At 44.1% G+C, this 22,781-nt stretch carries 22 protein-coding genes and 1 riboswitch; of the genes, 10 read left to right on the top strand and 12 right to left on the bottom strand.

Annotated features, from left to right (window positions below; all coding sequences use genetic code 11):
- Window positions 1–3: 3 nt before the first annotated feature.
- Entirely contained in the window at window positions 4–2,121 is a 2,118-nt protein-coding gene (locus ACXABW_RS09420; protein WP_252027552.1) for a methyl-accepting chemotaxis protein, read from the top strand.
- Window positions 2,122–2,167: 46 nt separating this feature from the next.
- Here the strand turns inward: ACXABW_RS09420 and ACXABW_RS09415 are convergent, their stop codons facing one another.
- The 6 genes from ACXABW_RS09415 to dinG form a co-directional block, all read right to left on the bottom strand.
- A complete protein-coding gene (locus ACXABW_RS09415; protein ID WP_457522380.1) occupies window positions 2,168–2,446 on the bottom strand; it encodes a hypothetical protein in 279 nt (92 codons plus the stop codon).
- Window positions 2,447–2,578: 132 nt separating this feature from the next.
- Complete coding sequence (locus ACXABW_RS09410; protein ID WP_457522379.1) at window positions 2,579–3,736, bottom strand: ribosomal protein uL16 3-hydroxylase; 1,158 nt, start codon at window positions 3,734–3,736, stop codon at window positions 2,579–2,581.
- Window positions 3,737–3,740: 4 nt separating this feature from the next.
- The gene (gene rsmS / locus ACXABW_RS09405) at window positions 3,741–3,908 is read right to left on the bottom strand and encodes a pleiotropic regulatory protein RsmS (RefSeq protein ID WP_252027549.1); all 168 of its coding nucleotides are present in this window, start codon (window positions 3,906–3,908) and stop codon (window positions 3,741–3,743) included.
- A gap of 1 nt (window position 3,909) precedes the next feature.
- The gene (locus ACXABW_RS09400) at window positions 3,910–4,458 is read right to left on the bottom strand and encodes a primosomal replication protein (RefSeq protein ID WP_252027548.1); all 549 of its coding nucleotides are present in this window, start codon (window positions 4,456–4,458) and stop codon (window positions 3,910–3,912) included.
- Window positions 4,455–5,234 carry a sulfite exporter TauE/SafE family protein gene (locus ACXABW_RS09395; RefSeq protein WP_252027547.1) on the bottom strand — a complete coding sequence of 260 codons (780 nt, stop codon included), beginning with the start codon at window positions 5,232–5,234 and terminating at the stop codon, window positions 4,455–4,457. Before ACXABW_RS09395 ends, ACXABW_RS09400 begins: the two co-directional genes overlap by 4 nt.
- A 62-nt stretch (window positions 5,235–5,296) precedes the next feature.
- Window positions 5,297–7,372: an ATP-dependent DNA helicase DinG gene (dinG, locus tag ACXABW_RS09390; RefSeq protein ID WP_457522376.1), complete on the bottom strand. Its 2,076-nt coding sequence runs from the start codon at window positions 7,370–7,372 to the stop codon at window positions 5,297–5,299.
- 513 nt (window positions 7,373–7,885) lie between these two features.
- Between dinG and ACXABW_RS09385 the strand changes: the two genes are divergently transcribed.
- Window positions 7,886–8,854: a porin gene (locus tag ACXABW_RS09385; RefSeq protein ID WP_252027545.1), complete on the top strand. Its 969-nt coding sequence runs from the start codon at window positions 7,886–7,888 to the stop codon at window positions 8,852–8,854.
- Between the two features lie 163 nt (window positions 8,855–9,017).
- On the top strand, window positions 9,018–9,713 hold the full coding sequence (locus tag ACXABW_RS09380; RefSeq protein WP_457522375.1) for a YccT family protein: 696 nt from the start codon (window positions 9,018–9,020) through the stop codon (window positions 9,711–9,713).
- A gap of 83 nt (window positions 9,714–9,796) precedes the next feature.
- Here the strand turns inward: ACXABW_RS09380 and bioA are convergent, their stop codons facing one another.
- Window positions 9,797–11,077 (bottom strand): adenosylmethionine--8-amino-7-oxononanoate transaminase, encoded by a 1,281-nt coding sequence (bioA, locus tag ACXABW_RS09375; RefSeq protein WP_457522373.1) that lies wholly within the window; start codon window positions 11,075–11,077, stop codon window positions 9,797–9,799.
- A gap of 126 nt (window positions 11,078–11,203) precedes the next feature.
- Between bioA and bioB the strand changes: the two genes are divergently transcribed.
- From bioB to bioD, 4 genes are read left to right on the top strand one after another with little or no spacing between them, the layout of a single operon-like run.
- Entirely contained in the window at window positions 11,204–12,256 is a 1,053-nt protein-coding gene (bioB, locus tag ACXABW_RS09370; protein ID WP_457522372.1) for a biotin synthase BioB, read from the top strand.
- Window positions 12,240–13,394: an 8-amino-7-oxononanoate synthase gene (bioF, locus tag ACXABW_RS09365; protein ID WP_457522370.1), complete on the top strand. Its 1,155-nt coding sequence runs from the start codon at window positions 12,240–12,242 to the stop codon at window positions 13,392–13,394. Before bioB ends, bioF begins: the two co-directional genes overlap by 17 nt.
- Window positions 13,395–14,198, top strand: a complete 804-nt coding sequence (bioC, locus tag ACXABW_RS09360; protein ID WP_457522368.1) for a malonyl-ACP O-methyltransferase BioC — start codon at window positions 13,395–13,397, stop codon at window positions 14,196–14,198. It begins immediately after the preceding gene.
- Window positions 14,195–14,875: a dethiobiotin synthase gene (gene bioD, locus ACXABW_RS09355; RefSeq protein ID WP_457522366.1), complete on the top strand. Its 681-nt coding sequence runs from the start codon at window positions 14,195–14,197 to the stop codon at window positions 14,873–14,875. Before bioC ends, bioD begins: the two co-directional genes overlap by 4 nt.
- Before the next feature lie 49 nt (window positions 14,876–14,924).
- Here bioD and ACXABW_RS09350 read toward each other — a convergent pair whose 3' ends face one another.
- On the bottom strand, window positions 14,925–15,092 hold the full coding sequence (locus tag ACXABW_RS09350; protein WP_252027538.1) for a hypothetical protein: 168 nt from the start codon (window positions 15,090–15,092) through the stop codon (window positions 14,925–14,927).
- A 246-nt stretch (window positions 15,093–15,338) separates the two neighbouring features.
- Here ACXABW_RS09350 and htpX point away from each other — a divergent pair, with 246 nt between their 5' ends.
- Complete coding sequence (gene htpX / locus ACXABW_RS09345) at window positions 15,339–16,214, top strand: protease HtpX (RefSeq protein ID WP_252027537.1); 876 nt, start codon at window positions 15,339–15,341, stop codon at window positions 16,212–16,214.
- 206 nt (window positions 16,215–16,420) lie between these two features.
- Here the strand turns inward: htpX and purB are convergent, their stop codons facing one another.
- The 3 genes from purB to mnmA form a co-directional block, all read right to left on the bottom strand.
- On the bottom strand, window positions 16,421–17,791 hold the full coding sequence (purB, locus tag ACXABW_RS09340; RefSeq protein ID WP_457522364.1) for an adenylosuccinate lyase: 1,371 nt from the start codon (window positions 17,789–17,791) through the stop codon (window positions 16,421–16,423).
- Between the two features lie 165 nt (window positions 17,792–17,956).
- Window positions 17,957–18,574 carry a high frequency lysogenization protein HflD gene (gene hflD / locus ACXABW_RS09335; RefSeq protein WP_252027535.1) on the bottom strand — a complete coding sequence of 206 codons (618 nt, stop codon included), beginning with the start codon at window positions 18,572–18,574 and terminating at the stop codon, window positions 17,957–17,959.
- Window positions 18,575–18,600: 26 nt separating this feature from the next.
- Window positions 18,601–19,710: a tRNA 2-thiouridine(34) synthase MnmA gene (mnmA, locus tag ACXABW_RS09330; protein ID WP_457522361.1), complete on the bottom strand. Its 1,110-nt coding sequence runs from the start codon at window positions 19,708–19,710 to the stop codon at window positions 18,601–18,603.
- Between the two features lie 219 nt (window positions 19,711–19,929).
- Between mnmA and ACXABW_RS09325 the strand changes: the two genes are divergently transcribed.
- Entirely contained in the window at window positions 19,930–20,199 is a 270-nt protein-coding gene (locus ACXABW_RS09325; RefSeq protein WP_252027533.1) for a hypothetical protein, read from the top strand.
- A gap of 114 nt (window positions 20,200–20,313) precedes the next feature.
- A complete protein-coding gene (locus tag ACXABW_RS09320; RefSeq protein WP_252027532.1) occupies window positions 20,314–21,618 on the top strand; it encodes an inosine/guanosine kinase in 1,305 nt (434 codons plus the stop codon).
- Window positions 21,619–21,708: 90 nt separating this feature from the next.
- Here ACXABW_RS09320 and ACXABW_RS09315 read toward each other — a convergent pair whose 3' ends face one another.
- Entirely contained in the window at window positions 21,709–22,119 is a 411-nt protein-coding gene (locus ACXABW_RS09315; protein ID WP_252027531.1) for an H-NS family histone-like protein, read from the bottom strand.
- A gap of 391 nt (window positions 22,120–22,510) precedes the next feature.
- Window positions 22,511–22,693, top strand: a riboswitch (Lysine riboswitch).
- The last annotated feature ends 88 nt before the right edge of the window (window positions 22,694–22,781 follow it).

Raw genomic sequence — 22,781 nt, 5'->3', positions numbered from 1 at the left:
AGTATGCGAACCCTTTCCGTTCAGTGGAAAATCACACTTCTAGCAGGATGTTGCCTGCTTATTACCTCTCTTTCATTAGTTGGATTCTCTGTCTATAACGCGGTGGCGAATCAGCAGATCATTAAGGAACAAAGTTCTGAATCGGTGATCGATAAATCAGAGCAATTGTTACAAACCCGTGCGCTGCTCAATTCAACGGAAGTGAGTGAATATCTGAATGAAGCTATCTATCGATCAGAGATGCTGGCATCTAGTGCTCTTTTCTATAAAACCAATACAGAAGAGAATTTTGGTTCTAGTGAAGAGCTACGTACTGCCCTTGATGAAATGGTGAGAAAATCCGTTATAGCATTTGATTCAATTCAGGGCGCTTATCTCGTATTTAAACCTCATATGCTTGATGGTGAAGACAGTAACTATGAGGGTGCCGATTATGTGGGATCAAACGAGAGAGGGCGTTTTGCACCGTACTGGCAAACTGCAGCTAACGGCGAAAACATTGTTCCTAATGTTCTAACAGAAGCGATGATTGACCACGGTGACAATAGCGAGCGTTTCTTCTGTCCGTTGGCCAGTGGTGAAACATGTGTATCAACGCCAAAACTGGTTCAGCAAGAGCAAGGTACTGTCCTCACTACATCCATCTCCGTGCCAATTAAAATAGACGACACCGCTATCGGCTTCTTCGGCATCGATTTAAAACTCGACCAGCTCGGTGATGTTGCTAAAGCCTCTGATGAAACTCTGTTCTCTGGTTTGGGTAATGTATATATCGTCGCGTTAGATGGTAGCTTGATCGCCAGCGATGATTCGTCACTAACGATTGGTCAAGCGCTTTCCACGCCACGCCTAAGTAGTGATGCTATTACAGACTTCTTGTTTGGTTATGAGGTGACGACTCAATGGAGCGACGATGGCCAATGGTTGTCTGTGTTCGCGCCGATAATGGTCGCTAACCAGACCTGGGGCGTTATATTTGAAATGCCACGATCAGCAGTGTTAGAAGATGCGGACAAGCTCGACATGATCATCAGCGATCAAGTCTCTGCAGGTGTTCAAACTGAATTGATTGCAGGCGCTATTTTTGTTGTTGTTGGTTTAGCTCTGATTGCACTGCTGGCTTTAAATATCGTTAAGCCAATACGTGAAGTGGTCAGCCGCTTGGATGATATCGCTTCTGGTGAAGGAGATCTGACTCAGAGATTAGACGTAAAATCCAAAGATGAAATTGGCCAGTTGGCGAATGGCTTCAACTCTTTCTTAGATAAGCTGCAGCACACGATCAAACAAGTTGTTGATACCACCCATCAGGTCGCAACGACGACAGAGCAAGCAAAAATTGCCGCGGCAGAAACGCGAACCAGTAGTGACTCTCAATTTAAGGAAGTCGACCTTGTCGCGACCGCGTCAGAAGAAATGACTCAAACGGCAAGTCTCGTGGTCCAAAATGCGGAAGTGGCAGTGAAGGCGGCGAGTGAAGCGGATGAAGCAGCAAGCTCAGGGCAAAGAGTTATCGAACAGTCAGAACAAGAGATGGTTAAACTGGTTGAGCGCATGACCGCAGCCGTACCTGTTGTAGAGGAACTGGCAAAGAACAACGCTAATATTACCGAAATCCTATCCGTTATTGAAGGCATCTCGGAGCAGACTAACCTACTGGCATTGAATGCCGCAATCGAAGCTGCTCGTGCGGGAGAACAAGGTAGAGGCTTTGCAGTCGTAGCCGACGAAGTTCGTAACCTTGCGAGTAGGACGCAGGATTCTGTAGGAGAAATTCGAGATGTTATCGCCAAAGTTCAACAAGGTACTCAAGACGTAGTTGAGGCCATTCAAGAAGGAAATATTCTTGCCAATGATTCTGCACAGCAGGTGAACCAAGCTGTCGTTGAATTGAGTCATATCTTTGAGGCGATCTCTGCAATTAATGATATGAACAGTCAGATTGTTAGAGCAGCGGAAGAACAACAAGCCGTATCGGCGGAAGTGAACCAAAGCGTCTCGAATATAAGGGACTTAAGTGCGCAGATACTGTCGCAAGCGGGTGAATCAGAAGCGGTCGGTGTACAGATAGAAGAGCTGTCTGCAAATCAGCAAAAGCTGGTAGATCAATTTAAGGTTTAACACTGTCAAACAATCGAAAAAGCGAAGAGTTTCCTCTTCGCTTTTTTTATCGCTCTTGATGGATGTAACTCTTAATGCTGAACAGAGCTAGGAGAATACAGGTAAAGATGAGTAACAGCGGACTCCATGTGTAGGCTATGTGTTCGAATGTGATGCCCCAGTAAACAGCCTTGTCTGAGTCGATGAGGTAAGCTGTCGTCCAAATCAATGCAATTGTTAATATCGCAGAACTGGCTATTAAAGCCAATATAGAGAAAGCTTTTCTCCACTCAGCTTTTGTACGTAACCTTTGATGAATTTCCCTGAGCTTTTCGTTGTCCGACATAACTATTCCCCAACATCTTTCTCATTCAAGGAATACGTGGTGTTATGGGAAAAGATCACTCCAACTCGTGCTCTAACCGTAAGAAAAAGGTTTGGAGCTTAATCGAGTAAGTACTCTAATCGAGTAAGTACTCTAATCGAGTAAGTACCAATAACCTTTATTTACCAGATTACAAAGCAGAGAAATTGTGGATGCATCAGTCTCTCCATCTAAATCTTTCAACTGAAATTCATCTTGGTTACACAGAGTTTCAAGTATGTGGCACTGCGTTGTCGGGACCTTAATAACTTCACCATTAATGTAGGCAATATTACTTTCCCCCTGATGATAAAGGGCACGTAAGCCTGACACTTTGTGCAACGGACCGCCTTGCTGTAAGTAATTTTGTATTTCTTCAGCTTCCCATTTCTCCTGGGGTTCAACAATATCTAACTGGTGACGAGACTGGCTCAGCATACAGCCCATAAAGTCTTTGATAGTTTCAGGGCTCTCAAGTGCGGAGGTGAGCATCTCGGTGAGTTGCGTTAAGTCTTGCTGCTGTATTTCACCGAATTGCTGACGGGCTCTAAGGTCAGGGTTACTGAGGTGCACGTCGCCCATATCGTGAGCAAGGATGTAGTCGGCGAAATTACTGACGAGTTCCTGTTCTTTTGGTGAACGATAGCCAACAGAATAACTCATACTAGGTTCTAGTGCGTAACCATCATGAGGGTAGCCTGGTGGAATATAAAGAATGTCACCGGGCTCTAGTATTGCATCAATGACTGCATCGAAGCCTTCGATTTGGCGTAAAGCGGATGAGCGGCAAGTTTCTTTATACTGACCGATATCTTTTGCACCAACACGCCAGTGTCTACGCCCACTTCCTTGAATGATGAATACATCATATTGATCGATATGAGGGCCAACCCCCCCACCTTGTACAGAATAGCTGATCATCAAATCATCAAACAGCCATTGCGGTAACTGCTTGAATGGTTTGACAAGTTGCGCTGCACCTTGGTGCCAGTGATTTGCTGCTTGAACGATAAACTGCCAGTGAGAGTCATTTAAAGTTGAAAACTTAGTCTCGTCAAAAGGCCCGTGTTCGGCGCACCAGTCGTCATTCAAGTTAGAAACGAAGCGAGTGTCTATTTCCTCTTCCATGGTTAAACCAGCCAATTCTTCGGCAGAAATAGGATCTTTAAAGTCTTTAAAACCCTGTTTAATGATGGTGGGCTTTTTCTGCCAATATAAGGATAGAAACTCGTCTAGGGAGAAAGTTAGCTGATAGTCGGTTAGTTGATCCATGGTATTACTCTGTAGCGGATAGCTTTTGTTCTAAATCTGATTTGACGATCTCAATGGCTTTTAGCGCTATGGAAGGCTCGATTTCATTCGATTCAAGTAAATAGATGAGGTCGACGGCCAGTTTGATTTCTTCGGGCGCGTCATCGAGTGGTGATTTAGCTTGGTCGGCCATGTTATTGGTTCTTCTCTCGATAGGTAATTTGGTTTTCGATTTTGAGTTTGGCTTCTTGGCAGCGCTTTAGCCGCTGCTCAGTTGCAATCAGTGCTTGTTGAGCTTGCTGTTGCTGAAAAGAAGAGGCTTGGGATACAGCGAATTCTTTTTCACGAACCATATCTTTAAGCCGTGTTTCCCACTCTTGGTGCTGCGCGAGCTCTTGATACAAGGCGTTGATAGGCTTTCGATAGTAAGAAGAGTGCTTGGGTTCGTTTTTGCGGATAGATTGAGTCGACAATTCTCGTTGAATGGCAGAGATCTGTGCTAGCAACCGCTCTGAAAGAAACTCAGCCCGTTGCTGCGTAAGTTTATTCGCTTGTTCTTCTCGAAGAATCGTGTCGAATGTAGATTGAGCTTCTTTCACACACGGTACTAGTAATTTACAGTGCGCATGGAACAAGCGCTCATCAAACAGAGGCTGGTGGTGCTCGCCGCGGGCTCGGTCGAGATTGGCTGCGTCTACAGCGAGCTGAGCCAATATTGGTTTTAATTGCGATAATTTACTCATAGATTCACAAACCAAGCTTCATAAGCGAGCTTAATTGCTAATACGCTTACTACGGTTACAAACACAGGACGGATAAACTTAGCACCAAAGCGAATGGCTGAATGGGCGCCGACAAAAGCACCTGCCATTAAGCATACACCCATGGTGAGTCCCAATACCCAATCGATGTGTCCTAATATGGCAAAGGTGACCAATGATGTGAAATTGCTGGTGAAATTCATCGCCTTCGCTAACCCTGAAGCGAGCAGTATATTTAAGCGATATAGCGCCATGGAGCTTACCGTCCAGAAAGCGCCGGTGCCTGGCCCGGCTACACCATCATAAAAACCAAGCGTAAAACCCTGCACGTATTGCTTTTTGTGTAGGGTGGGGCAGGGCTGAGGTGTGGCATTGTTATTTGCATTCGGTGTTTTATGCCAGATGGTATAGATAGCGGCCGCCAAAATGACTAATGGCAGCACTTTCTCGAGCCACTCTGTACTGATTGCATCGACTACTAGTGTCCCGATTGTCGCGCCGATTAATGTCGCAACAAAAGCTCTTCCCCAGCACTCGGGTTTAAAGAGCTTTTTCTTGTAGTAAGTAAATGCTGCCGTTGATGACGCAAAAGTAGCGGCAAGCTTATTCGTCCCCAGCGCGATATGAGGTGGTAAGCCGATTGATAAGAGAGCTGGGACTGTTAACATTCCCCCCCCTCCGGCCACTGCGTCTATAAACCCAGCAGTGAATGCAACAAGTGCCAACGCAACCAACATGGTTGGTTCGATAAATTCCATACATTATTCTTCTATTTATTCACTCACCGGATACTACGGAGAACGAGTTCTAGGGAAATTTCCTAATATTCGATTGTTCTTTTAAACGGTGGTAGTGAATCGAGTAACGACTTTCCATACCGCTTGGTGACTATCCGGCGATCAAGGATGATGACTCTACCAGAATCTCGTTCTTTGCGCAGCAAACGGCCAACCGATTGGATCAGCTTTTTACTCGCTTCAGGTACACTGATTTGTAAGAAAGGGTTCCCACCCCTCTGTTCTATATATTCCGCATGAGCCTGCTCTACAGGTGACGTTGGAACAGCGAAAGGAATCTTGGTAATAATTAAGTTTTCCAGTAGCTCACCTGGTAAATCTAAGCCTTCTGAAAAGCTACCAGTACCAAATAGCACACTGGTTTTCTGACATTGTACGAGCGTTTTATGTTTATTTAGAATTTCTGACCTTGAGCTATCACTTTGAACCTGAAGAGCCCAGCCTCTTTTAGCAAAATTGGTTGCCAATGCTTCGGCAACTTGGTTCATTTGCCAGTAAGAGGAGAATAAAACAAGGTTGGCTTTCTTGTCTTCTATTAGCTTAGGCAATCTTTCAATAAGATATTCAGTAAACTGAGGAGCTTGAGGCTCATACTTCATTGTTGGCACGTAAAGTTCGGCCTGATTTTGATAGTCGAACGGTGAGGCCAACGCTAGAAAGCGCGTTCCTTTTTCCGGTTTTTCACTAATGCCAGCTTGATGACAAAAGAAAGAGAAAGAGTTTAGCGCTCTCATGGTTGCAGACACCAAGACCGCGCCAATACACCTGCTCCAAAGTTGCTGGTCTAGCTGCCAGCCTACTTCTAGTGGTGAGACATTAACAATGTAGTCGTCTTCTCGATCTGGGCTCACTTCTAGCCACCTAGCGAGCGGAGCTCCTTTATCTCGAATCGGCTCGGCCATCAACTGCCATACTTGGGCAAGGTTCTCCATCCGTTGTATATAGAAGCCCAGTTCAGCAAGTGCCGGCTCCGCTAGCCGATTTGCTAACTCTCCATCTTTCACGCGTTCGGCGATTAAATCTGCGATCTTCGCGACTGCTGTGTTTGCTTTATTCGCAGCTTTCTTAAGCTCCTGAGATTCGGCTTCTAGCCATTCGGGGAGTTCACCATTCTCGAAACGATAGCGCTTTTCTTCAAATTGGCTTGGCTCAAAACGCGTTGCGAGAGCACCTAGAGTGGGTATGAGAAACTGGATAGCATCCTGTAGTTCATTTCGAAAGCGACTGACCCGCTTTTCATCTGCGAGGGAAGAAAACTTGCTCACAGCTTGGTTCAACCGCTCCAACCAACTTGCAGCACCTTTTAGACTGGCGGCCGCCGAGGAGTGGTCACGTGCAACTTTTGGTAGGTGATGGGCCTCGTCAAAAACGTAAATTGTGTTTTCGGGTTCTGGAAGAATAACGCCCCCGCCTAAGTCAGCGTCGGACATCACTAAACTGTGGTTTGCGATAATGACATCAGCTTTGTCTAGCTCTGATCGGGCTTTCTGAAAAGGGCAGTCTCTATGAGCGGGCATACTGAGATTACAGGTATGTTTGTCGCTAACGATGTGTTGCCACAATTCATCTTTGATTGGTTTTGGCCAAGAATCCCTGTCACCATCCCATTTACCTTGGGACAAAGCGGTATAGAGTCTCCCGAGTAACTCGATGTCCTTTGCTTTCGGCTTTGACTCAAACATCGCCAGTTGACCACCATCAACGCCACTTGCTGATGCCAGCTTTTCGGCGCAGCAATACCGTTGTCTACCTTTTGCAAGAATAAAAGAAAACTCTCTATCAGTTAGTCGACGAAACAATGGAAGGTCTTTATTTATTAGTTGTTCTTGTAGCGCAACGGTAGCGGTAGAAATTACAACCTTACGATTATTCCATACTGCCACGGGAATAGTGGCCATCAAATAAGACAACGATTTACCGATCCCAGTACCGGCTTCGGCCACCAGAATGCGATTAGATTTGTGATAGTCGCCACAGAGTGTCTTGGCGATCTCAGCAACAAGGTAATTCTGAGCTCGACGAGGTACAAAGTTTTCTAACTGTGATTGAAGGTTTTGATAGCTGTGGCGAATGGATTGCTGGATTTTACTGGTTGACATACTGTGACCTACTTAACGACCCCCGGATAGTAGCACATATTGCTATGGGATACTTAGTTCACGAAATTGAATGCTTTTAAAACAAATCTAGATCTCCTTCACAAAAAAAACTGAACCATCATGAACTTAGAATAAATTTAGGTAATGAATTATATATAACTTCGAGTTGTATGAATGTTAAGTTTAATATTCTGTGATAGTGACTATTTTAGTTTGAAATTGGAATTTAAAACTACTCTTTGGGTGGGTGATGACTTGGGGTATACATCGGGCAAAGCTAAGAAGTTGCTCGAAAAAAATACGCAAATCACTGCAACTTATTGTTATTAATGGCTTTTATGTTTTTTGATAATAATTTTTTAGTTTATTTGACAGGTGGGAGGATCTTTTGCAATCTAGAACCCGAATTACAGGCGATGACATCCAACCAGTTAAGAGTTTGAGTCATGGTCAAAAAACATAAAGGGAACCGGATAAGGAATTCCCATTCTATAGAAAAGGCAGTGGATTATTATGAAAAAGACTCTAGTAGCTCTAGGTGTTATGGCGGCAGCAGGTTCTGCTCAAGCAATCGAAATTTACAACAATGAAGGTGTTACAGTTGATCTAGCTGGTGATATCGAAGTTGTATACGTAAAAGGTTTCGACAAAGACGCTGAGTTCCAACAAGAAATTCAAGACGCAGACTTCGGTTTTGACGTTCGTTACGCAATCAACGACGATCTACAATTCGGTGGTTACTGGGAATTTGACGGCGCAAGCGGTACTGTAACTAGCGGTCAAGGTTCTAGCGCAGATGTTGGTGACACATACGTAGCTCTATACTCTCAGTCTATCGGTTCTATTAAAGTAGGTCGTACTTGTGGTGCTCTAGATGATGCTGGTGTTGGTTCTGACTTCCAATTTGGTATTAGCTCTTTCTTCAACAACGACAGCACATTCTGTGAAGACGAAATGATTCGTTACGACGTAGACAAAGGTACTTTCTACGGTACAGTGTCTATCGCACAAGACCACAACAACTCAACTAACATCGGTACAGATGGTTCTTACTTTGACCTTAAACTAGGTGCTCGTGTTGCTGACTTCGACTTCACTGGTTACTACGGTGACGGCGACCTAACTCTAGCTACTGTTCCTCAAGAAGAACAAATTCTTGCTCTAGAAGCTCGTTACGCTGGTGTTGAGAACCTAAACCTAGAACTAGGTTACTACGCAACTAACGTTAAAGTTAAAGCAACTGGTTCTGAAGTTGATTCAAGCACTGTTGGCCTAGCTGCTGATTACACAATCGATTCAGTTACTATCGCTGCTGGTTACAGCTTCGGTTCAAGCGACGTTGATGCTCTAGAATCAGACAACTGGTTCCTAAATGCTGGTTATGCTCTAGCTCCTAACACTACAGCTTACGCTGAAGTAGGTGGCGATGATGCTGACAACAGCGAAGTAGGCGTTGCACTAGGTGTTAAAGCTAGCTTCTAATTAAATCTTAATTGATTTATATCCTAACAAAGCCACCCTTCAGGGTGGCTTTGTTTTTTTGAATATAACTTGACGAGCATTGTTGTCTCGTTTGATGTGAATTATAGTATCTATCGAGCTAGTAAAGGTTCACTAGCGTATAATTATCAAGGAGTTAAGCCCTGTGAAGTTAATCAAAATCCTTTCACTGTCGACAATGATGGTCGCATTCTCTATTAATGCAGCAACACTAGTTCCCGCTAAAGGGGTTTCTGTCCTTTATATTAATGGTCAAGAAGCTGAATCAAAAATTGGCAAGAACAACATCGATCCGGGCATGAATCAAGTTATTGTTCGTATGGACAAAGATTTAGGGCGAGGAAGCAGCAGCTCTGTATATACATCGGAACCCTTTGTCTTGACGTTTGATGTTTCTGGTGAAGAAATAAAATTGAACCACCCTGTAGCCAGAAGTAAAGCTGAGGCAGAAAAAGCATTTCGCTCTAACAACCCTGAATGGCGCTTGTCTCAGGATGGCAATGCGTTAGCTTATGATCTGGACAAACTTTCGAGCAAAAAAGGTCTACTTCCATTCATGGGGATGGACGGCATTGTCGAAGACTATAACAGCGAACGTGGTATTACATTTGTCGATGGCAAACTGGTGACTGCGACAACGGCAAGTGCAGCAGTCGTCGCGACCAGTGCATCAGCAGAGAAAGAAGTTACACAAACTTCGGCGACGCAAGTTGAAAAGAATGTTGTAGAGCAACCTAAGGCTGTCGAACCTCAGACAGTAGAACAGCTTAAAGCTTGGTATAAGAAAGCGACTAAAGCTGAGCAAAAAGAATTCCGTAAATGGATGATTGATCAAGAATAAATTTTCAAAGTGTCATTTGCAAAGCAAAGCCGTGTCAGTCGACACGGCTTTTGTTTTAATTGTTGGATGTCAAAAACCATAAACTAATCTAAAAAACAATCGTCTTCGCTTATAACCTGTGCAATCGCATCAATCAGTCGCTTGATATGGTGAGCCTCACTAATGAAGGGAGGCATCATATAAATAAGTTTACCGAATGGTCGTATCCAAACCCCTTGTTCAACAAACCGTTTTTGTATTGCTTCCATATTAACCGGCTGTTTGGTCTCTACCACACCTATCGCACCTAACCACCTCACGTCCCTTACTCTTTCGTTTTGAAGTAAAGCTGGCAGCAATCTGGCAAAGCTTGATTCAATATTGTGTGTTTGAGATTTCCAATTGCCTTGCTTAAGTAGTGACATGCTTGCCGAAGCAACTGCACACGCAAGTGGGTTTCCCATAAACGTTGGCCCATGCATAAAGCAACCCGCTTCTCCACTGCATACAGTGTCCGCGACATGTTTGGTCGTTATGGTTGCCGATAGGGTCATGTATCCGCCTGTTAAGGCTTTGCCGACGCAGAGAATATCCGGCACGACTTCAGCGTGCTCGCAAGCAAACAGTTTTCCCGTCCGCCCGAATCCGGTCGCTATTTCATCGAGAATCAGCAATAGGCCATATTGGTCACAGAGCTTACGTACACGTTTTAGATACTCCGGGTGATAAATACGCATCCCTCCTGCACCTTGCACGATCGGCTCAAGGATAACCGCGGCAACCTCCTTATGGTTATGCTCGAGTTTGTGCTCCAAATCTTCAATATCCTCTGGGTTCCAATTGTCCCAGAACCCCGTATTAGGGGAGGTGGCAAAGATGTGTTCAGGTAAGAAACCTTTATATAGGGAATGCATCGAGTTGTCGGGGTCGGTCACTGACATGGCAGCGAAGGTATCGCCATGATAACCATCTCTTAAGGTTAGAAATTTAGAGCGCTTTTCACCTTTTGCGTGCCAGTATTGCAGCGCCATCTTTAAACTGACTTCAACAGCTACCGATCCTGAATCAGCGAGAAAAACTTGCTCAAGCCCTTTTGGAGTCATTTCAACTAACGACTTACATAAATCGATGGCCGGTTGGTGTGTTATACCACCAAACATGACATGCGACATGCGGTCAATCTGCGCGTGAGCCGCTTCATTAAGAGTCGGATGATTGTAGCCGTGAATTGCAGACCACCAGGAAGACATTCCATCAATCAACTGTCGGCCATCTTCAAGTTCTATATGTACTCCTTTTGCAGATGAAACGGGGTAGCATGTTAACGGAGAGATTGTAGAGGTGTACGGGTGCCAAACGTGCTGCTGGTCGAATTCTAAGTCCATGAATGATTTAACCTGTAGATTAAAAAATAACCAAGTGTAAACTTGTTGAATCTCAATTTGTTGACAGTGTATCTGTTGTCGTTACACTAGCCAAGCAATTAACAAATAATTAAATAAGGAAGCCTTGTGGAAGTACGTCACAACTGGACACATGCAGAAGTACAAACACTGATGCAAAAGCCGTTCATGGATCTACTGTTTGAAGCGCAGCTTGTTCATCGCTCACATCAACCTCATAACCACGTACAAGTCAGCACGCTGTTGTCGATTAAAACAGGTGCGTGTCCGGAAGACTGCAAATACTGCCCACAAAGTGCTCATTATCGTACTGATGTAGATAAAGAACGTTTAATGGAGGTTGAGCGTGTACTCGATGCGGCGCAGAAGGCAAAAAATTCAGGTTCAACGCGTTTTTGTATGGGCGCTGCATGGAAAAACCCGAAAGAGCGTGACATGCCACATTTAACCCAAATGATTAAAGGGGTAAAAGGTATGGGGCTAGAGACGTGTATGACTCTGGGTATGCTTAACCCAGAGCAAGCGAAAGAGTTAGCGGATGCTGGTCTTGACTACTATAACCACAATCTCGATACCTCCCCTGAATTCTACGGCAATATCATTACAACACGCACCTACCAAGACCGCTTAGATACATTATCTCATGTGCGAGATGCAGGTATGAAAATCTGTTCAGGTGGAATTATTGGAATGGGTGAGAGTGCGAATGACCGAGCTGGGTTATTCGTAGAACTGGCGAATCTGCCGACCCACCCAGAGAGTGTGCCTATTAACATGCTGGTTAAAGTGAAAGGTACTCCACTTGAAGAAGTTGACGATGTTGATCCATTCGACTTTATCCGCTTGATTGCGATTGCGCGCATTATGATGCCTAAGTCAGCTGTGCGCCTTTCTGCTGGTCGTGAGAATATGAATGAGCAAATGCAAGCACTTTGCTTTATGGCTGGAGCTAATTCAATCTTCTATGGATGTAAGCTACTTACGACTCCAAACCCGGACGAAGACAGCGACATGCAATTGTTCAAAAAATTAGGCATCAATAGTCAACAAGTTGTTCAGAAGCCAGATGAAATTCAAGAAAATGACCTCTTAGATCGTGTCGTTGAGCGTGTTGCGGCAAGACCGGGCAAAGACGACCTATTTTATGAAGCCAGCATTTAATGAGCGGATTGCTGGCGCACTAGAATATCGGCGTCAGCATGATCTCTCTAGAGAATCAAAGGTACTGACTTCGCTTGACGAAGCATGTATCGAGTTCGAAGGGAGCCGATATGTTAATTTTTCTAGCAACGACTATCTTGGTTTGGCACGAGATAAACAGCTGCTGGAAGCTTGGCAGCATGGACTTAGCTTATACGGCTGTGGCAGTGGCGCATCACCGTTAGTTACAGGTTATAGCTCGGCCCATGCAGATCTTGAAAGTGCATTGTGTGATTGGCTTGGTTTTGAAAGGGCAATACTGTTTAGCTCAGGATTTTCAGCTAATCAGGCGTTAATCTTTGGTCTCTTAGAAAAGGGTGATTTGCTCGTTCAAGACAAATTAAACCATGCATCTTTGATGGAAGCTGGATTGTTGTCTGCCGCTGATATGAAGCGTTTTCGCCACAATGATGTTCAACATCTGTCGAGTTTCTTGGGTAAGGCTTCAAATACGCTCGTCATGACCGAAGGTGTGTTCAGCATGGATGGAGACACTGCGCCGTTAGTGGATATCCAAAGCGCTTGTCTCGATAGAGCATGGTTGGCGGTCGATGATGCTCATGGGATCGGAGTGTTGGGCTCAGACGGTCGAGGTAGTTGTGATGAGGCTGGAATTCGCCCTGAAATATTGGTGGTGACTTTTGGCAAGGCATTTGGTTTGTCGGGGGCTGCGATCCTTTGTAGTCAGGAGTGTGGGGATTACTTAACGCAGTTTGCAAAGCACCACGTATACTCGACCGCGATTCCGCCCTCTCAGGCTTACGCTCTAACTCATGCCATTGGAATGATTCAAACGCAGAATTGGCGCAGAGAAAAACTAGCAGAGTTGCAGGGTGTATACCAAAGCAAGCTGAGTCAAGTTAACGGTTTTGTAGATACAACAACACCAATCAAACCTTTTATATTAGGCGACAGTGAGCGAGTGCTCACCTTTTCTAACTACCTAAAAGCTTCAGGACTTTGGGTTGCTGCTATCAGGCCGCCAACTGTTGCGACAAATAGTGCACGATTGAGAGTAACTTTGACTGCCAACCACACGAAGGAGCAAGTCGTGAACTTGTCGGATGCGATACTCGAAAATATCAATAAAGGGTACTAAATGGTTCAAGTAGTAACAGAATTGTTTGATACGCAAACGGATAAACGCCTTATTGCTGAGACTTTTGGAAAAGCAGCTGCGGGATACGATCAGCATGCTGCCTTTCAACGCGATGTTGGGCATAGGTTGCTGACACTATTGCCTGAAGACCTGAGCGGTACAACCGTTGTCGACCTTGGCTGTGGAACCGGCTACTTCAGTGAGCAGTTGTTGGCGAAAGGTGCTGAAGTGATATGTATTGACCTTTCAAGTCAGATGCTAGAACAAGCTAATCAGCGCTGTGGGAGCGAGAAAGTTCAATATGTGCTAGCCGATGCGGAGTGCTTACCTTTGGCGGATAATAGCGTGGACTTTGTGTTCTCAAGCTTGGCATTGCAATGGTGTACCGATCTGGCGGTGCCGTTAGCTGAGATAAAGCGGATCGTTAAACCGAAAGGTAGAGGAGTATTCTCCACATTACTTGATGGCTCGCTGAATGAGCTTAAGCAAGCGTGGCGTGAAGTTGACTCATATCAACATGTTAACGATTTTATGACATCCAATCAGGTAAAAATTGCGCTAGCGCAATCTCACTGCACCAATCATCACCTAAACTTGACCCCTATCACAGTTTGGTACGACACTGCATTTTCTGTCATGCGTGATCTCAAAGGCATAGGTGCTAACCACGTAAGTGGTCGCTCACATGGTCTGACGAGTCGTCGATCGCTTATTCAAGTCGAGCGTGCGTACCAAGTATACAAGAATCAACAGAATAAACTGCCTGCTACTTATCAGGTATGTTTTGGGGCCATCAATCTATGATCGACTCATTTTTTATTGCTGGTACGGATACCGATGTAGGCAAAACAGTCGCTTCGAAGGCTATTCTTCAAGCGTTGGCTGCACAAGGGTTAAAAACAATTGGCTATAAGCCGGTTGCAGCGGGTAGTGAAAGCACTGAACTGGGAATGCGCAACTCAGATGCGTTGCATTTACAACAAGCCGCAAATGTTGAGTGTGATTATAAAGATATAAATCCTTACACGTTGGAGCTACCTGCTTCTCCTCATATTGCTGCAAAGCATGAAAACGTATCTATCGAGTATGGGGTATTGAGCGAAAAGCTTATGCTGCATAAACAGAACGCCGATGTCGTTCTGGTTGAAGGCGCAGGTGGGTGGCGTGTACCTGTTTCCGATACTGACTGCTTATCCACTTGGGTCAAGCAAGAACAACTTCCAGTTGTACTAGTCGTTGGGATTAAATTGGGTTGTCTGAGTCATGCGATGTTAACGGCTGAAATTATTAAAGCCGACGGACTTAACCTTGTAGGTTGGGTCGCCAACCGAGTTAACCCTGGTACAGAGCACTATGCTGAGATCATTGAAATGCTTGAAGACAAGATGGATGCACCTAAGTTAGGTGAAATTCCATACGTGCCTAGAGTGAAGAGAAAAGATCTTGGTAAATATATCGATTTAGCTCCATTGATGAGTTAACGATAGAGAAAAAATGAAAAAGGGCTGCTGTTGCAGCCCTTTTTTGTAGTTATTTTTCTTGGGTTAAGCCCATCAGTGCTTGTTGAGTATCACTGATTTGTTGTTGCGCCTGTTGTGGCTGCTTTATTCCAAGTTGTTGTTTTGCTTCATCTTCTGAGATTCCAAGATGACAGCAAAGTAAATCAATAGCCATTTGATAGTTGCTAGTCTCTGCCATGGTCAGTCCCTTTGGTTACATGGAGCTCGTTTTGTTCTCACCGCAATGTAGTCTCTTTACCTTTCGACCTCAATAAGACTAAAGTCTAACGTGTGGTGCTGATTCCAAAATCTTACCAGAAAACAAATGTTTCAATTTAACACTTAACCTTGTTTTATTTGCATTTAAACTATATCTATAACTAACAGTCCCTAACAACTGAATGTTGGAAGGGGATAATTAAAAGCTTGCTATTGGAGACAGGTAATGAAGCGAGTAATGTTGTTCTTAGCAACTAACTTGGCCGTGATTTTAGTGCTAAGTGTTGTTTTGAATATTGTGAGTGCTGTATTTGGAATTCAGCTAGGCGGCGGAAGCACGTCTGGAATTCTATTAATGGCTGCCGTCTTTGGTTTCGGTGGTTCATTCATATCGCTGATGATGTCAAAGAGCATGGCTCTTCGCTCAGTGGGTGGTATGGTGATCGAAAGTCCACGTAATGAAACGGAGCACTGGCTTCTAGAAACTGTCGGCCGCCAAGCGCAACAGGCAGGCATCGGTATGCCAACGGTTGCGATTTATGACGCAGCAGATATCAACGCATTCGCAACGGGTGCAAAAAGAGACGATTCCTTAGTTGCAGTGTCTACAGGTCTTTTACACAACATGACCCGAGACGAAGCGGAAGCCGTTCTGGCCCATGAAGTGAGCCATATTGCGAATGGTGACATGGTTACCATGACTCTTATGCAGGGTGTAGTAAATACTTTCGTTATCTTCCTATCTCGCTTTATTGCCAACATTGTTGCCTCAAATAACAACAATGAAGAGGGTGAGGGTGGAAGTAACATGATGGTTTACTTCGGTGTTTCTATGGTGCTTGAATTGGTGTTTGGTTTCTTAGCCAGCTTTATCACGATGTGGTACAGTCGTCATCGCGAATTCCATGCGGATGCTGGAGCTGCTCGCCTAGTTGGTAAAGAGAAGATGATAGCGGCACTTGAGCGCTTAAAAGTGAGTCATGAACCGCAACTAGAGGGTTCTATGATGGCGTTTGGTATCAATGGTAAACGCTCTCTGAGTGAGCTTCTAATGAGCCATCCACCGCTAGATAAGCGCATTGCGTCTCTACGTAACATGTAATTGCTAGTACAGTGATTTATTAAAAGGCTTCCATTAGGAGGCCTTTTTTATTACTTGTTTGAATTTGCAGAGGCCGATTTTGGCTGGCTTGGCCGTTGAGTTATTGAGCTGAGCTGACTGTTGGCCGTATTATCCAGATAGATCGTTCTAGGGGTACAAAAAAGGCTTCCATTTTGGAAGCCTTTTTTAATCATCTTATTCGAAACTTACAGCTTGTCAGTTAGCTCGATTGCTTGACCGATGTAGTTAGCTGGAGTCATTTCTTTTAGGCGTGCTTTCTCGTGTTCTGGAAGATCAAGGCCGTCGATGAAGTTACGCATCGCTTCACCATCAACACGCTTACCACGAGTGAGCTCTTTTAGCTTCTCGTAAGGCTTTTCGATGCCGTAGCGGCGCATCACAGTTTGTACTGGCTCTGCAAGAACTTCCCAGTTTTGGTCTAGTTCCGCAAGAAGTGCTTCACGGTTCACTTCTAGTTTGCTAATACCTTTCAAAGTTGAAGTGTATGCGATGATTGCGTAGCCAACACCAACACCTAGGTTACGTAGAACTGTCGAGTCCGTTAGGTCGCGCTGCCAGCGAGAGATTGGTAGTTTCTGCGCTAGGTGGCCGAATACTGCATTCGCTAAGCCAAGGTTACCTTCCGAGTTTTCAAAGTCGATTGGGTTCACTTTGTGTGGCATCGTTGAAGAACCGATCTCACCAGCAATAGTCTTCTGCTTGAAGTGACCTAGAGCGATGTAGCCCCATACGTCACGGTCGAAATCGATTAAGATAGTGTTGAAACGTGCAACTGCATCGAACAGTTCAGCGATGTAATCGTGTGGTTCGATTTGAGTCGTGTATGGGTTCCAAGTTACGCCAAGAGATTCAGTGATGAACTCTTCAGAGAATTGGTGCCAATCAACTTCTGGGTAAGCAGAAAGGTGAGCATTGTAGTTACCTACAGCACCATTGATCTTACCTAGAATTTTGACGTTAGCGATTTGCTTGTATTGACGCTCCATACGGTACGCCACGTTCGCCATTTCTTTACCCATTGTAGATGGAGATGCTGGCTGACCGTGTGTACGAGATAGAAGAGGGATGTCGCGGTATTCAACAGCAAGCGCTTTGATAGCATCGATGATGTTTTGGATTTCAGGAAGAATCACTTCGTCACGAGCTTCTTTCAGCATTAGAGCGTGAGAAGTGTTGTTGATGTCTTCTGAAGTACAAGCAAAGTGAATGAATTCGTTTACAGCATGCAACTCAGGTACACCAGCGACTTTCTCTTTAAGGAAGTACTCAACCGCTTTAACATCGTGGTTGGTTGTACGTTCGATCTCTTTGATACGTGCTGCATCTTCTTCAGAGAAGTTTGCTGCAAGTTCATCTAGGAACTGGTTTGCTTCTGCACTGAATGCTGGTACTTCTTTAATCGCATCGGTAGCAGCAAGTTTTTGCAACCAACGAATTTCAACGATAGAGCGGTACTTTAGTAGGCCAAACTCACTAAAGATACTACGTAATGCAGTGGTTTTACTTCCGTAACGGCCGTCTACTGGTGAAACAGCAGTCAATGCTGACAGTTCCATGGTTTTCTCCTGAATTGAGGTTCTTAACTTAATTTGGTGAGCTTTATACCAATATCAACGGCAATTGTCACGAAGATTGCGCAAACGTTTGCGTTGAGTTTGTTTTGGTAAATAAAAAGTCTTGGCGGATAAAAAATCAGCTCGCGACTATGCGCGAGCTGAGTATTACATTCTGGCCAACAAGATTTGAGCTTGTTCAACCATCTTCTTACGTCCGAAAATGAGGTGGCGTCGTTTGCCCCCTACTTGACGCCATAGAACGGCGCTTCGGATCCCAGACAGCAGCAAAGCTCTTACTTTGTGTTGGTTTGTTGTATGTTGAAGCACTTCTGGCGTACCTGTGACTTGGATTCTTGGCCCGATAGGGCTAATTACGTCTAGGTACACACTCGCAAGATTGCTAACCATCTGTTCGTCTAGCAAATCAAAATGCTCTAGTTGGCGCTCTAACATTTGGACACGATCACCAAGTTGAGACATAGCGTCGTTTCTGCTGCTTAGTTTGCGCTCAAGCGCCATCAAGCTGATGATGTAGCGAGTAATCTCACTTCCTGTCGGAGTGCTGTCAATGCCTTTCACTAAACACTCAAGACCAATTTTCAGGTCGGCCTCACGTCCAAATACGTTTAGTGTACTGTTCGGGTTTGTGTTGAGTATGGCATTCAAAGAAGTTGTAAGCGCGTCAGTATCACATTCACCGTTCTTCGCTACTTGTTGAACTAAAGCAACAGCTTGGCAGATCCCTGCAAAAGCGATAGTACGATCATAAAGTGTATTAGCCACGTAGTCTTACTCCTTATTTTAATTAGTTAAATGCGCTGTTCTATAATGCCGCCACCTAAGCAAACTTCGCCTAGGTAGAAAACTGCAGATTGCCCTGGTGTTACCGCGACTTGAGGTTCATCAAAGATAACTTTAATGTTTTCATCGTCAATAGGGATGATAGTACACGGGATATCTGTTTGACGGTAGCGAGTTTTCACAGTGCATTGTAATGGTTGATTAATAACGTCGCGATCTACCCAGTGTAACTGAGAAGCGATAAGCCCTTGAGATTTAAGCATTGGGTGATCTTTGCCTTGTACTGCGATAAGCACGTTGCGTTTGAGATCTTTGTCACCAACGAACCATGGGTCTTCATTACCACCACCGCCTTTTTGGCCACCAATGTGCAAGCCCTTTCGCTGACCTAGGGTGTGGTACATCAAGCCATTGTGTGTACCAATGACTTTACCTTCTGGGGTTTCAATATTGCCTGGTTGAGCAGGTAGGTAGCGCCCTAGGAAGTCAGTGAACTTACGTTCGCCAATGAAACAAATTCCGGTAGAGTCTTTTTTCTTGGCAGTGATTAAGCCCTGTTCTTCAGCGATTCGACGAACTTCTGGCTTTTCCAACTCACCTACTGGGAATAAGCTGCGTGCAACTTGCTCGTGGCTCAATGTGTACAGGAAGTAACTTTGATCTTTATTACCATCTAAACCACGAAGCATCTGCGGTTTATCGCCATTTTCTGGGAAAGAGCGGCGTACGTAATGGCCCATAGCAATGTAGTCGGCATCGAGTACTTCGTCGGCAAACTCTAAAAACGCTTTGAATTTGATTTCTTTGTTACACAGAATATCAGGGTTTGGCGTACGGCCAGCTTTGTATTCCGCTAAGAAATACTCAAATACGTTATCCCAATACTCTGCAGCAAAGTTGATGGTGTGCAGGTGAATGCCTAGTTTGTCGCACACAGCCTGTGCATCTGCTAAATCTTCCGCTGCAGTACAATACTCTTCGTTGTCGTCTTCTTCCCAATTCTTCATGAACAGGCCTTCAACTTGGTAGCCCTGTTGTTGCAGAAGATAAGCGGAAACGGAGGAATCAACACCGCCGGACATACCGACAATGACTTTTTTCTGGCTGTTGTCAGACATTACTAAACACCACTCAAAATAACTGGACGCAGATTCTAACAGAAATAGCGAGTAGGGGACAGATCCGCGATCTAAATCACAATTCGATTTGACTACAAATTGCCCACTTAAGTGGCGGTGGTTGGACAGTGTATTAACGCGCCGCTCTTACTATTTCTTCAGATGTATTCCCTGCGTATATATGGCATAGTTTCGCGAAAACAAGCCTAAGAGAAAATTATGTCTGAACAAAATGAATTTATGCAGGAAGCCGAGTTGATTGAAGTGGTTGAGAATCAATTGGAAGATGGTAACCCGATCAAAGCGAAAGAAACTTTAATGCGTTTGATGATGACAGGAACCCCACGCGATGAAGCGGTTGCTATGATGGCGTGTGCTGTTGCGATTGAGATTTTCGATGTAATGAAAAACGACTCTGAATTTAATTTAAAACGTTATTCTGAGCACTTAGATATGCTACCAGATTTGAGTTTTATGGAAGGGGAATAGAACTCATCCGTTAATTGAATGTTGCAAACGTTTGCTATAATTCACTGTATTGCCGCGCACACAAGTGCGCGGTAGAATCCTGCATCCTTCACTTCCATACTTAGAATCATTGCTATGAAATTTCCAGGCCAACGTAAATCTAAGCACTACTTTCCAGTACACGCTCGTGACCCTTTAGTGAGCCAAGCTCAAGAAAGTAAAAAAATGTCCAGCACGCATATTATCGGTATTGATCAAACTCTGGTTGATATTGAAGCAAAAGTGACGACTGATTTAATTGAGAAATATAATCTAAGTAAAGGTCACTCGTTGGTTATTGATGATGAAGCGGCAGAGTCTCTCTATAACGAACTCAAAGATCAAAAACTTATTACCAATGAATTTGCGGGTGGCACGATTGGCAATACTTTGCACAACTACTCTGTGCTTGCCGATGATCGTTCGACTCTTTTAGGAGTGATGAGCCAAGATATTAAGATTGGCAGCTACGGTTACCGTTATTTATGTAATACATCGAGCCGAATGGATTTGAATTATCTACAGGGTGTTGAAGGAGCAATTGGCCGTTGTTTTGCCTTGATTACCGAAGATGGAGAAAGAACTTTCGCGATCAGTGAAGGCCAAATGAATAAACTTCATCCAGAAAGTATTCCTGAGAAAATCTTTAAAAATGCTTCTGCGTTAGTATTAACAGCATATTTAGTTCGTTGTAAAGAAGGCGACCCAATGCCTGAAGCGACGATGAAAGCAATAGAATATGCAAAACAAAATGACGTGCCTGTTGTACTTACATTAGGAACGAAATTCGTAATTCAAGATGATCCGACGTTCTGGCAAGAGTTTTTACGCGACCATGTCACTGTGGTAGCTATGAATGAAGACGAAGCTGAAGCGTTAACTGGGGAATCCGATCCTCTAGCTGCATCGGATAAAGCGTTAGAATGGGTTGACTTGGTATTGTGTACCGCAGGTCCTGTTGGACTGTTCATGGCGGGCTATACTGAAGATGCCGCAAAAAGGGAAACTTCGTTACCTCTCTTACCGGGCTCTATTGCTGAATTTAACCGTTTTGAGTTCAGTCGTCCGGCGTCAAAGTCTGCATGTGAACAACCAATCAAGGTATATTCACATATTGCACCTTATATGGGCGGCCCAGAAAAAATAAAGAATACCAACGGTGCTGGTGATGCTGCATTGTCAGCTCTTTTGCATGATATGGCAGCAAATAAATACCATAAAGAGAATGTACCGAATTCGAGCAAACACGCTCATACATTCTTAACTTACTCTTCATTCTCACAAGTTTGTAAGTATTCAAATAGAGCCAGTTACGAAGTATTAGTTCAACACTCTCCGCGTTTGTCTCGAGGTTTACCTGAACGAGAAGATAGCCTAGAAGAGTCATATTGGGAACGCTAAGCTCCTCATGTAATAAGTGGACAACATGACTAATTAGTAATAATAAAAAAGGCTCCCGAAAGGAGCCTTTTTTATTTAACGAATTCGCTATTAAATCGCAAAATCTTCTAGAGATTTACCTGCGTCAAGCTGCGCTTGGATAGCTGAAGGTGTACGACCTTGGCCTGTCCAGGTTTTTTCGTTACCTTCGCCATCTACATATTTGTATTTAGCCGGGCGAGGAGCACGTTTTGTTTTTGTGCCTTTCGCTTTTGTTTCACCAGAAAGTGCTGAAATAAGTGCTTCTACATCAATACCATCTTTAGCGATTTGATCTGCAATTGCCGCTAGCTTCGCTTCTTGCTCTGCTTTCGCTGCGCGTTCTTCTGCTTCAGCTTCTTGGCGTTCTTGAACAACGATGGTTAGTTTGTCTAATGCTTCTTCTAGTTGCTCTAAAGTTAATTCACGAGCAAAAGCACGTAGGCTACGAATGTTTAATAAAGTTTTAGATAGATCCGACATGACTATTCCTATGAATTTAAAAGAGTCGACCGAATAATATTAAACTGCGACTACTAAGAATACAATATTATTTCGTTCGAATAGTTTTTAATATTTGGGTTAAATTAAACTTGCTTCATATTTAATCGAATAAGTAACCAGATATGAGAGAATTTTATCGAAGCTACCCATACACGACTAAAGTGTCTCACTAGGTATTAATCCTAGTTATGCTATTTGTAGCATTAGATTTCCCACAGGAGTAGATGTGGCAGAATCGGCCAAAAATAAAATATCACTAAAAATGGAATGATATGTTGCATTGGTGACCTGTGTAAGTACAATGGCGCCACCTTATGCGTAAGTGCAGTTAATTAATTGTTAAATTGACTTTTCAATAGTTGATTGTATGTTGCGCGGTAGAGGAGCGATACAAATCAGTAGCAACAATTGGGGTGATGCCTATGAATTGTTGTGAAAGGGTGTTATCGCCGAAGTAGACTGGTATATCAACGCCACCTGCTGGGGTTGTATCAAATAGGTACAACACTGCCATAGTCTATAATTTGTTAAACTATGGAGCGCTACTGTAGGGTTGGGTGAAGTGTTCGCTTCCCTTTCGCTAAGTTCAACATTAATTGCGTTGAAATGACTTCACGTAATTTGTCTGCAGTAGATCTCTA

It is taken from the genome of Vibrio paucivorans, from assembly GCF_054053395.1.
The sequence above is the reverse complement of the archived record's forward strand: the minus strand, read 5'-3'. Positions and strand labels throughout refer to the sequence as shown.